This window comes from Chrysosporum bergii ANA360D, assembly GCF_029891735.1.
Classification (GTDB): domain Bacteria; phylum Cyanobacteriota; class Cyanobacteriia; order Cyanobacteriales; family Nostocaceae; genus Umezakia; species Umezakia bergii.
On the sequence record NZ_JANQDH010000046.1, the window covers coordinates 23147 to 34829 of the forward strand.

An 11683-nucleotide genomic window follows, 5' to 3' on the forward strand; every position below is an offset into this window, starting at 1 on the left:
TCACTATACTTTGATAATATCGCTGTAACATATTATATTTGATTTTTGATACCAAGCCACAGATGCAAACAACCGCAAGTTCTATTCACCAGCACCCAGCCAAACCGCCCCAACCGCAAACCTACTCTCCCTCTGTGCCACTCTATGTCTACCGGGAGTTGGCAACAGAGTTAAAGTTAACACAAGCCAAACTAGATGTACTGACTAGCCAAAATCACCAACTAGAGGAAGAAAATCAATTACTAAGGGAGGAAATCAGCAAAGTTATACAGTCTGTTTTACATCTGCAAAAGTTGATAGATTCTAGTCCTCAACGGAAGCATAATCAAGTTAACCATGTTACTCATCAAATCAAAACTCCCCCCCAAGAATCCTCTCCGCGTCCGTCGGTAGTTAAACAAACCAGACCTGACCCTCACTTCTCAGCACCACAAGAAATAAATCACCCAACGATGCCAGAAACATATTTGATAGAAGAGGAACAGGTCAAATATTCTCCTGGTAGGGAAAAAGAAGTTAAAGAATTCAGTGGCTGGTGGTTAGCCATGACCATTGTGTTAATCATGCTCACTGCTTTTGGTGCTGGATATTTAATTGTGCGCCCTTTGTTTGAACATCAGAGATGACCAGTGATGGTATTGTTGTACAACCCGATAATATCAGGCTACATCTCCAATTGAAAAATATAGAGTTTTACGCCTATCGGGTAAATTAATAAACGAACCTATTAAAAATCAGGAGTTAAGATGATGAAAAAAGTAGAAGCAATTATTCGCCCATTTAAGCTGGATGAAGTGAAAATTGCTTTAGTCAACGCTGGTATTGTCGGTATGACTGTTTCTGAAGTCCGGGGGTTTGGACGGCAAAAAGGGCAAACAGAACGCTATCGCGGTTCTGAATACACCGTTGAGTTTCTGCAAAAACTTAAGGTAGAAATTGTCGTCGAGGACAGCCAAGTTGATATGGTGGTAGATAAAATTATTGCTGCTGCTCGCACAGGCGAAATTGGCGATGGCAAAATTTTCATCTCCCCTGTAGAGCAAGTTGTACGCATTCGGACTGGCGAGAAAAACACGGAAGCAGTTTGAGTATTGACTGCTGTTTAGTAGCTTGACTAACAGAATGCGATACAAGCCCCGTCCTTCTAGGACGGCTTTTTTTGGCTTATATCCCACATAAAATACAAAACAATACACATAGGATAAGATCATTATTTATTAAGTTTAATAAATAATAATAATGTTTTATGTCTCAATGTTACGAAAAATTGCCTAATTTAAGTATTTTTTAAAATTGCTCATAATTCTTCATTACACTTGAGATATATATAAAGAGTTTTTTGCATAGCCAGGAAATGATTAATTGACAACCTTGATTTTAAATACAAAGCTTTTTCTCATCAGGAGGGTGAAAAATGATTAATTACTGCCCTTGTTGTTCAGGATTACTTTTACCGCATATACGTGTCTCAGGCTTTGCTTGGTTTTGTCGCCGTTGTTGGCAAGATATGCCAGTATATAATCGACTAACTTCTGGTTTACCAGAACAGGTTATGACGGAAAAAACAGCAGATAAAATTCACAATCGCGACAATCAGATATTTTTTACCAGTAAAGGTAAAACTATCACCGGATGGATTGGAGTACAAGATTTGCCGGTCTAATACCAAAGACTTAATCACTAGCTTACCCAGAATCCCGATATGTTCAAGCCATCGGGATTCTTATATTTTCAATTTTCAGGAATCATAGAATCTTTACCAACCCAGTGGGCGGTTTTTATTTGCTCATTGGTTATCTTTTTTTTTGCTGATCAATCTTCTTCCCATGTTTCACTACTCAATAGATCAATAATTCTATCTCTGAGTAAAAACTCATTTCTTTCTAGTTCTAACTCAAACAATATCCAGTCGTGATTAGGAACATATTTACATAAGGAATAAATTGGCTTTTGACGGTCAATAAGACCCTTTTGAACTAGTTGGCGTGCTTCTTCCCTGATCAACCCAATATGATATTTAACAGCAGTATCCATACACCGTTCCTTTGCTTTTAATTAAGGAATTGATACTCAACACAATAAGTTTTTTTGGCTCTATCTTCAACTTATACAAAAAAAAGAGCAAAAATGTTAAGAATCAAAACATTTTGATGGTGATAGCCATTTCTTTTTCTAGTACAACAATGCAGTTACAGAGATAAATTTTTGTGATGATTCCAGCCTAAACTGACATTCACCGCCCTAACCATGAGAAATCGCGGCTTCACCCTGGGTAGTCGAGTTGGACGAACTGGGCGCAGGTGAGGTGGCTTCATGACTGACCGTGGCCCTGTGCAGCATATGAATAAACCGACTCTATGCCTCCACACTTTGCCTAGGATCGCATATTTAAACGGGAATTGCTATCAGTCTTGAGATAGACCCATCCAGAAGACTTTAAACCATGAAAAAAAATCTCAGCGATCGCCTAGTAGATGGTCTGGTAAAATTCTTTAACAATTAGCGCCAAGTATCCAGAGTTGGCAAATAAAATAGAGATTTGCCAGACTGGTGATTGATTCGCTAGGCTATAAATAGCCTATTTCTTCTTGGGTGTGCTATGGATTCTCAAAGCAAAACCACGGTTTCCAATGCTAGGAAGGGTCATACTCATCAGTCACTAAAATTGCTGCGATCTACTGAAACTGCTCTGCGTCGCCCTACTGTAGCCATGTTAATACCCATATTACCGCCAAAACTTAGTCATAAGTTACAAGTAGCATCAAATGTAGCTGATCAATCTTGGCAGGAACTGGTAGAAATTAATTTAGAACAAATTAGCGACTTTGAACTACGTCCAGCACGGATTTATATTGGTCTCTGTTTTGTTGGTTTTGGGGGGTTGATGATACTTGTACTACTGCTTTATATTAATTCTTTGCATCCTGCTCTTAACACCTTAGACCAAGTTCGCCAATATTGGTATGAGTATGTTTGGTTTGTGAGCTTGGGTATAACTGGAATGTTTATTTTAGGTAGAGAGGCGATGCGTCCTACTTTAAAAACTAAAAAATCTCAAAAACTTTAAAAAACCGTGGATGGTAATCAAAAAAAATTTAATTAATTTAACACTCAGAAGCAAGTAAAGTATAAAATTTGATGATAATCACTGCAAAAATTAAGAAGATGGGATCAAAAACCATCCTCATTGTTTTTGTGTCCCACCTTTGATTCCCCATTCTTGAATTATGACTGCTGGAGAAAATAACCCTGAGTTTGAAAATCTACTGGCTTATCTCAGACAAAGCCGACGCTTTGACTTCACTGGCTATAAGCGTTCAACTTTGATCCGTCGGGTACGTAGGCGAATGCAACATTTAGGGATAGAAATTTTTAGTATTTATTTAGACTACTTAGAACAGCATCCAGAGGAATTCAATCAACTTTTTAACACCATTCTGATCAACGTCACTGGCTTTTTTCGAGATGTCTCCGCCTGGGAATATTTAGCAGAAGAAGTTTTACCTAATATTGTCACACTCAAAAATAACTTTGAGCAAATCCGGATTTGGAGTGCGGGTTGTGCTTCTGGTGAAGAGGCGTATACTTTAGCCATGCTAATGGCTGAACTTCTGGGAGCAGAAGAATTTGGACAACGGGTAAAAATTTATGCCACAGATATAGATGAAGAAGCCTTGAATCAAGCCCGTCAAGCTGTGTATTCAGCTAAGGATGTTCAGGTGATAGAATCTGAACTGAAGGAAAAATATTTTGAGTCTGTAGGAAATAACTATGTTTTTCGCCAAGACCTACGGCGCTGTGTTATTTTTGGTCGTCATGATTTGCTCCAAGATGCACCAATTTCTCGTTTAGATTTGCTTGTGTGTCGGAATACACTGATGTATTTTAATTCGGAAACCCAAGGGCGCATTATGGCCCGGTTTCATTTTGCCCTCAATGATACAGGGTATCTTTTTTTAGGAAAAGCAGAGATGCTGCTAATACATTCTAATTTATTTACTGCTGTAAATTTGAAAAATCGCATCTTCAGCAAAGTATCAGTAACTAATTTGCGCGATCGCTTGCTAGTTATGGCAAATACAGTGGATGAAGGAGTTACCAACCGAGTATCTCCCCATATACGGCTGCGAGAAATGGCTTTTGATTTGGCATCCACTGCTCAAATAGTAGTAGATATTACTGGTATAATAGTACTTATTAATGCTCATGCTCGGACTGTGTTTGGTCTTTCATCCAAGGATTTAGGTCGTCCTTTTCAAGATTTAGAACTTTCCTATCGGCCAATAGAATTGCGATCGCCTATCGAACGGGCTTATGCAGAAAGCCGTACCATTACCCTAACAAATATAGAGCGGTATTTATCCAATACAGAAGTGCAATATTTAGATATCAGAATTATCCCTTTGAAAGATGTTGATAACTCCTGCTTAGGTGTCAGCATTGCTTTTCATGATGTCACTCGGTTTATTCAACTTCAAGAAGCTTTGCAACGCTCTCGACAAAATTTAGAAACTACCAATGAGGAACTACAATCTACCAATGAAGAATTAGAGACTACTAACGAGGAACTACAATCCACCAATGAAGAATTGGAAACAATGAACGAAGAACTACAGTCCACCAATGAAGAATTACAAACAATTAATAATGAACTCAACGAACGCACTATAGAACTCAACCGCACTAATCTTTTTTTGGTTGGTATTCTCAAAAGTCTGCAAACGGGAATAATAGTAATTGATAAAAGTTATAAGATTTTAGTTTGGAATTATATGGTAGAGGATTTGTGGGGATTAAGAGCAGAAGAAGTATTAAAAAAATCTTTATTTAGTTTAGACATTGGCTTGTCTGTGGAGGAATTGCGATCGCTAATTCGGGATTGCTTATCTGGGCAGCAGCAGTTTCAAGAAATGATATTAGATGCCATTAATCGCCGGGGTAGACAAATAAAATGTTATGTAGCTATTACACCTTTGTTCAGTACGGAAATAGAGGGGGCGGTGTTGATGATGACAGATGTAGAACGACTGCAAAGCACGATTTCTAGTATAGAAAATGTCCAAGGACAACCACCAGAAAACCCCGACTTTTCAGACTAGATGGAAAAAGTCATACACTGTGAGAATGATATATAATATAAATCTTCTCGAAGATGATTAAACCCATTACCAGTTGGTTAGAAACCCGCGCTGCTGCTCCAGTATATACCGCCTGGGTATTGGCAGGGATTGCAATTTGTTTTTTTGGTGCTGCTGTTAATACAATGGCAGGGTGGCTATATGCCATTAGTGGCATTAGTTTTGCACTTTTGGCTATGGCAGCTTTTTTACCAGCGCGATCGCTTGTGGGTTTAGTTGTCAAACGTCGTCCTATTAGACCCATATCCGCAGGGGATGACTTGACTGTGGAATTAGAAATCTGCAATCACACCCCGCGGCCCGTGAGTTTATTGCAAGTGGAAGATATAATACCTTATATCTTAGGGAAACCAGTTAAAACACCCATTGAAATAATTAATAGCCACAGTAGTTATCTTTGGGTATATTATCAACCAACTCGGCAACGGGGAATTTATCGCTGGCATACAGTGGAACTAGCTAGTGGCGCGCCTTTAGGCTTGTTTTGGTGTCGTCGTCAGCGTCAGTGTCCGGCTTACGCCATTGTTTATCCCACTGTGTTACCTTTAACTACTTGCCCCTTGGTAGATGAAATGGGACAAGAAGAGAGCAACACAGGTGATATCCGTGGTAGAATTGCTCAAGCAGCTACAACTGGGTTAGTGCGATCGCTACGTCCATACCGCATGGGCGACCCCACCCGTTTAATTCACTGGCGCACAAGCGCCCGCCACGGGGAAATACGAGTACGTGAGCTAGAAACAGTTATCAGTGGACAAGAAATAATTATTGCTCTTGACAGTAGTGGTAACTGGCAAGCAGAAAACTTTGAACAAGCAGTAATTGCCGCAGCATCTTTGTATTTTTATGCCCAGCGCCAACAAATACAAGTGCAATTATGGACAGCATCCACCGGTTTAGTTAGAGGTGATGCTGTAGTGTTAGAAACTTTAGCAGCAACACAATATCAAGAAGATGTGAGCAGTGGCCATGGTCACCGTCAGCCCATAATTTGGCTCACTCAAAACTCCATTACCCTTGCTTCCCTACCTCAAGGTAGTCGTTGGCTATTGTGGCACAGTGTGGCCTCAGCAGCCGAACCACAAGTAGTTAATCACAATTATCCTGGTATTATCGTCCAGAGCCAACAAGAACTACAACCCCAACTGCAAAAATTGTTAAGGTGAATGGCAATGTTTACCAATGATCAATGAGTTACAATGCAAAGAAATATTTAAATTATCAGAGCCGATCCATATGATCTCATCAGACAATAACAAAACATCCACTGATAAAAGCTTAGAAGCAATGCGGCATTTTTCCGAACAGTACGCCAAACGAACAGGAACATACTTCTGTTCTGAACCTTCCGTCACCGCAGTAGTAATTGAAGGACTAGCAAAACATAAAGATGAGTTAGGTGCGCCTTTGTGTCCGTGTCGCCACTACGAGGACAAGCAAGCTGAAGTCAGTGCTGCATATTGGAATTGTCCCTGTGTACCCATGAGAGAACGGAAAGAATGCCACTGTATGCTATTTCTCACCCCAGATAACGAATTTGCTGGAGACCAACAAGAAATTAGCCTAGAAACTATTAAAGAAGTGCGAGCCAGCATGGGATGAGCGAAGTTATCCCCCCGGAGTTTTGGCAAGGAGTAGAACAGTTTAACTCTGGGCAGTTCTACACTTGTCATGACACTCTAGAAGCCTTATGGATAGAAGCAAACGAACCAGAAAAAACCTTTTATCAAGGCATTTTACAAATTGCTGTAGCACAGTATCATTTAGAGAATGGTAACTGGCGAGGAGCAGTAATTTTACTGGGAGAAGGCATTAATCGCCTGCGGCGTTATCCATCTGTGTATAGTGGTATTGATGTAGACGAGTTATTGAGTCAGAGTGCAGCATTGTTGTCAGCATTACAAGAAATGGGAGCAGAAAAGTTCAGTACTGGTGACTGGGATGATCATCAGACTTTGCCTACAGCCAAAATTCTGCTAGTCAACGGCTGAACCCTATTATATTATCCCCTCAAACTCCTTCCCATCTCTACCCGGGAATGGGGCTTGGGGGGGTGACATGGGCGAAACTTTCAAGATGGAAAAACCGTCATGATTTCAGCTAACAGTTATCCCAACTTACTCCCGAATGTAGATTTGATATCTGAATAAACCAATTGAGATAATTAGTATACGAGCTGATACCCATAATTAATCAAAACATCATGTCCTGTTATCAACTGCCAGTCTCACAAATGCGTCGCCTGGGAATAGCCTTGATGTTACCAGCGGCACTCTTGGCTCCTTTGACCATTCCCAGTCATGTGCAAACTGCCACTGCACAGACATCTAGGGAAAATAGTCCGTTGACAATCAGTGCTGATGTGCAAGAATACAACGCCAACACTCAAGTGGCCACAGCACGCGGTAATGTGCAAATGTTGTATCCTGCTCGACAGATTAAAGCCACAGCAGCTCAAGCACAATTTTTTAGCAAGGAACGCCGCATTGATTTGAGTGGAAATGTATATATTTTACAACAGGGAGTAAATAGTATCCGGGCTGAGAAGGTAACTTATCTGATTGACGAAGGACGTTTTGTCGCCTTGCCTCAGTCTAACCGTCAGGTTGAGTCGGTTTATATGGTCAATGATGGTGAAATTAGTGGACAATCTAATTAGGATCAATTAACCGGACGCGAATCGTGAAAATTGTTTTAGAGAATATTCACAAATCCTACGGTAAGCGAAATATCGTCAATCGCGTCAACCTTTCCATTTCTCAAGGCGAAGTCGTCGGCTTATTGGGCCCTAATGGTGCTGGTAAAACGACGACCTTTTACATTGCCACAGGTCTAGAAAAACCCAACCAAGGAAAAGTTTGGCTGGATAATCTGGAAATTACAGCAATGCCTATGCACAAAAGAGCGCAATTAGGCATTGGTTATCTAGCTCAAGAACCAAGCGTTTTTCGTCAACTTTCAGTACAAGATAATATTCTCTTGGTACTAGAACAAACTCATGTGCCACGATGGGAATGGCCAAGACGAACCCAAAGTTTATTGCGGGAGTTTCGTTTGGAAAAAGTGGCTAAAAGCAAGGGAATTCAACTCTCCGGAGGAGAACGAAGGCGGACAGAATTAGCCCGGGCCTTGGCCGCGGGAAGAGATGGTCCAAAATTTTTATTTTTAGATGAACCATTTGCCGGGGTCGATCCCATCGCAGTGGCTGAAATTCAAGAAATTGTGGCACAATTGAGCGATCGCGGCATGGGTATCTTAATTACAGACCATAATGTGCGGGAAACTCTAGCCATTACAGACCGCGCCTATATTATGCGTGAGGGACAAATTCTGGCTTTTGGTCATCCTGAAGAACTCTATAATAATCCTCTTGTCCGTCAATACTATTTGGGTGATAATTTTCAAGTTTAATTGATTGGCACATGATTTTTTGGGTTTTGTCAAACGGTGTCCATAGTTAATTCTTATAGTTGCGTATGATATCAAAAAACCTCAATCCTTTATACAGCCTGTATTCTTGGTTGCCTTTAACACTCATGGATCGTTACCTAACTAAAGAATTGGTAGCACCATTTTTATTCGGTGTGGGTGCGTTTTCATCACTGGGTGTCACTATTGATGCTGTGTTTGAGTTAGTGAGGAAAATTGTCGAATCTGGATTACCAATCAACATTGCTATTCAGGTTTTTTTGTTAAAGTTTCCCAATTTTATTGTTTTAGCCTTCCCCATGTCTACTCTGTTGGCTAGTTTGATGACTTATAGTCGTCTTTCTAGCCAAAGCGAACTCATTGCAATGCGTGGCTGTGGGGTGAGTGTTTATCGCATGGTACTAACATCTGTGATGTTGAGTCTGGTGGTGACGGTAATGACATTTATTTTTAATGAACAAATAGCACCAGCAGCCAATTATCAAGCAACTATAACTTTAGAACAAGCCCTGAAGTCAAATAAACCGACTCTACAACAGACTAATATTTTTTATCCGGAATACCGCGATCGCTTACAGGAAGATGGCTCTAAAATTAGAGTATTGTCACGGTTATTTTATGCTGACCAGTTTGATGGTCAACAAATGAAGGGTTTAACAATCATAGACCGCAGCACAGAAGGTTTAAATCAAATTGTGGTATCGGAATCTGCCCAGTGGAATCGTGATGAAAATGTCTGGGATTTTTACAATGGTACTGTTTACTTAGTAGCTCCTGATCGCTCCTATCGTAACATTTTACGTTTTGAACACCAACAACTACAACTACCTCGCACCCCCTTAAACTTGGTGGAGAGAAGACGAGACTATGGGGAAATGAATATTACGGAGTCTTTACAACAGTTAGAAATAGAACGTATTGGCGGCGATAGACAAAAAATTCGTAAGCTGGAAGTACGTATCCAACAAAAAATGTCTTTGCCATTTGTCTGTGTGGTCTTTGGCTTAGTGGGTGCGGCTATGGGAACTAGACCCCAGCGTAGCGGAAGAGGTACAAGTTTCGGTGTGAGTGTTATAGTTATTTTTACTTATTATTTAGTTTTTTTTATCAGTGGTGCCATGGGACAAGCTGGTATTTTCTCCCCTTTCATCGGTGCTTGGTTACCTAATTTCCTGTTTTTAGGCATCGGTTTATTTTTATTGATACGAGTAGCCCAACGGTGAGACTAAGGAAGGTAGGTAAACAATGGTTCAAGTTTTACTCAAGACTAAGCTAGTAACTTTTGAGGAATTTATCAAGTGGAAACCAGAAGGAAGACCCTATGAGTTACATCACGGGGTAATTGTTGAAATGAATCAACCAGTAGGAAAACATGAAGATATTATTTGTTTTTTAAATGAAAAAATTACATCTGAATATCTGCGCTTAAATTTACCCTATGGAATCCCTAAAAATGTTTTAATTAAACCACCTGAAAGCGAATCGGCTTATTCCCCAGATATTTTAGTTTTGAATCGTCCTAATTTGGTTAATGAACCATTATGGAAAACGCAATCAACGGTTATTCAGGGATATTCAATACCGCTGGTTATTGAAGTTGTCAGCAGTAATTGGCGTATTGATTATTTGAATAAAGCAGGAGATTATGAGGAAATAGGTATTCCTGAATATTGGGTAGTGGATTATTTGGGTTTAGGTGGTAGACGATTTATTGGCAGTCCTAAACAACCAACTATTTCCATTCATGAACTGATAGATGGAGAATATCAAATCACTCAATTTAGAGGTCATGAAAGAATAGTGTCCTCAACTTTAACAGAATTATCCTTAACTGCTAACCAAATTTTTCAAGCGGGCTGCATTGCTGAAGTTTAACAAAGCTTAAATCATCGCCTTGTAGCACTCAGCACAAGTCCTGCTTGCTAATCATATACCTGACTAAGGAGGGAAAACCCCCATAAGCAACAACTAGCTTAGGTGTACACAAAATTTAAGCAATAGCTGATCCAGAAACATATATATTAGAAGTTACCCACCACATATATATATATATTATATATTGATATCTATGCCACATCGTCACTATCCTCCCCCTTATTTACGTTACCTAAAGGCTAGGTTATTGAATTTAACTAAACCTGGTTTTTGGGGAACGGCAATTTTTTTGTTTGTAATCGGGTTGGTCATCAGAGAATACTGGTCTAATCCAAAAGTCTTAACTTACACTGAAAATCAAGAAATTACTGCTCGTCCGTCTGATAATTACTCGGTTTCAGCCGAAGACCAAGCTATTGCCGCAGATATTGACACTTTACCAACTTTGTTTAATGATTTGAAACAGGCAAATTTACTGTTTATATCTAAGATACCTCCGGCAAAATCTCAGAGCAAGAATAACGATAAGTTAATCCAGAAAATTAACAAACAACAGTCTTCTAGTACTCCCCAATCAAACCCCCCACTAAACACATTTGAAGACAAGAATCCTTTTGTAGAACAGGCTCAAACTCTATTACAGTCAGTACCAGTAGGTATTGCTAGTCAGTCGCCAAGTATCAACTCTTGGGAAGAACCTGTATTTCAACTATTAGGAGTACAAACAATAGCCGTGGTTAATCAAACTGATAACAGCGAAAATACTAACTTAATTATTGACTCACCAACACTAGTTAACCAATCAACCTATCCCAGTTTGTCTGGTTTAAATAGTCCAAAACTAAATAGTCAAACTACAAATCAAATCAGCCCCTATAAACAAGTTTACTCCAAGGAAGTCTGGCAGAGCCAGCCCCACCAAGCCTCACCCAACCCAACTTTTCCCCCTGGTATTCAGTCAACCATAGCCGCACCAAACCATCTACCCCGCCACACCTATAATCATCCCAATGGTGTTGAGTCGTTGAAGATTCCAGCAAGTCCAAAAATATTAACACCTCATACTCTGCCCAGTCAAGTTTTACCCCCCACTATTCAGTCTCCCAGTCAAAATATAACAGTACCCATATCCCCGGTGGTAACTGATAACAATGGTAATTTAATCTGGCGATCTCCCACCCCCTAGCCAGAAAAGAAGCCTAAGCACCGTGAAAGCCTTGATAGATAGATTAAAATTAAAT

15 protein-coding genes are annotated in these 11683 nt (G+C 40.0%); 13 read left to right on the forward strand and 2 right to left on the reverse strand.

Translation table 11 applies throughout. The annotated features are described in order from the left end of the window. Positions 1 to 62: 62 nt before the first annotated feature. The 3 genes from NWP17_RS06915 to NWP17_RS06925 all read left to right on the forward strand — a co-directional run bounded on the left by NWP17_RS06915 (position 63) and on the right by NWP17_RS06925 (position 1663). Positions 63 to 626 (forward strand): hypothetical protein, encoded by a 564-nt coding sequence (locus NWP17_RS06915; protein ID WP_280654178.1) that lies wholly within the window; start codon positions 63 to 65, stop codon positions 624 to 626. Between the two features lie 123 nt (positions 627 to 749). Then, entirely contained in the window at positions 750 to 1088 is a 339-nt protein-coding gene (locus NWP17_RS06920; RefSeq protein WP_017317688.1) for a P-II family nitrogen regulator, read from the forward strand. A 326-nt stretch (positions 1089 to 1414) separates the two neighbouring features. Continuing rightward, entirely contained in the window at positions 1415 to 1663 is a 249-nt protein-coding gene (locus NWP17_RS06925) for a hypothetical protein (RefSeq protein ID WP_280654179.1), read from the forward strand. 149 nt (positions 1664 to 1812) lie between these two features. On the opposite strand, the gene NWP17_RS06930 is transcribed toward NWP17_RS06925, so the two are convergent. Beyond that, positions 1813 to 2034: a DUF4327 family protein gene (locus NWP17_RS06930; RefSeq protein ID WP_280654180.1), complete on the reverse strand. Its 222-nt coding sequence runs from the start codon at positions 2032 to 2034 to the stop codon at positions 1813 to 1815. Between the two features lie 155 nt (positions 2035 to 2189). Continuing rightward, entirely contained in the window at positions 2190 to 2315 is a 126-nt protein-coding gene (locus NWP17_RS06935; protein ID WP_280654181.1) for a hypothetical protein, read from the reverse strand. Between the two features lie 284 nt (positions 2316 to 2599). On the opposite strand from NWP17_RS06935, the gene NWP17_RS06940 reads away from it, so the two are divergent. The 10 genes from NWP17_RS06940 (at position 2600) to NWP17_RS06985 (ending at position 11628) form a co-directional block, all read left to right on the forward strand. Further along, positions 2600 to 3067 (forward strand): hypothetical protein, encoded by a 468-nt coding sequence (locus NWP17_RS06940; protein ID WP_280654182.1) that lies wholly within the window; start codon positions 2600 to 2602, stop codon positions 3065 to 3067. A 160-nt stretch (positions 3068 to 3227) separates the two neighbouring features. After that, positions 3228 to 5099, forward strand: coding sequence for a CheR family methyltransferase (locus tag NWP17_RS06945; RefSeq protein ID WP_280654183.1), 1872 nt, complete (start codon positions 3228 to 3230; stop codon positions 5097 to 5099). A gap of 53 nt (positions 5100 to 5152) precedes the next feature. Then, entirely contained in the window at positions 5153 to 6304 is a 1152-nt protein-coding gene (locus NWP17_RS06950) for a DUF58 domain-containing protein (protein ID WP_280654184.1), read from the forward strand. 70 nt (positions 6305 to 6374) lie between these two features. Further along, positions 6375 to 6740, forward strand: coding sequence for a ferredoxin thioredoxin reductase catalytic beta subunit (locus NWP17_RS06955; RefSeq protein WP_280654185.1), 366 nt, complete (start codon positions 6375 to 6377; stop codon positions 6738 to 6740). After that, positions 6737 to 7129 (forward strand): DUF309 domain-containing protein, encoded by a 393-nt coding sequence (locus NWP17_RS06960; protein WP_280654186.1) that lies wholly within the window; start codon positions 6737 to 6739, stop codon positions 7127 to 7129. Before NWP17_RS06955 ends, NWP17_RS06960 begins: the two co-directional genes overlap by 4 nt. A 209-nt stretch (positions 7130 to 7338) precedes the next feature. Next, positions 7339 to 7797 (forward strand): LptA/OstA family protein, encoded by a 459-nt coding sequence (locus NWP17_RS06965; RefSeq protein ID WP_280654218.1) that lies wholly within the window; start codon positions 7339 to 7341, stop codon positions 7795 to 7797. 23 nt (positions 7798 to 7820) lie between these two features. Beyond that, positions 7821 to 8549, forward strand: coding sequence for an LPS export ABC transporter ATP-binding protein (gene lptB / locus NWP17_RS06970; RefSeq protein ID WP_280654187.1), 729 nt, complete (start codon positions 7821 to 7823; stop codon positions 8547 to 8549). A gap of 125 nt (positions 8550 to 8674) precedes the next feature. Further along, positions 8675 to 9790, forward strand: coding sequence for an LptF/LptG family permease (locus NWP17_RS06975; protein WP_280654188.1), 1116 nt, complete (start codon positions 8675 to 8677; stop codon positions 9788 to 9790). Positions 9791 to 9812: 22 nt separating this feature from the next. Then, a complete protein-coding gene (locus NWP17_RS06980; RefSeq protein WP_280654189.1) occupies positions 9813 to 10442 on the forward strand; it encodes a Uma2 family endonuclease in 630 nt (209 codons plus the stop codon). 193 nt (positions 10443 to 10635) lie between these two features. Then, on the forward strand, positions 10636 to 11628 hold the full coding sequence (locus NWP17_RS06985) for a hypothetical protein (protein ID WP_280654190.1): 993 nt from the start codon (positions 10636 to 10638) through the stop codon (positions 11626 to 11628). Positions 11629 to 11683 lie beyond the last annotated feature (55 nt).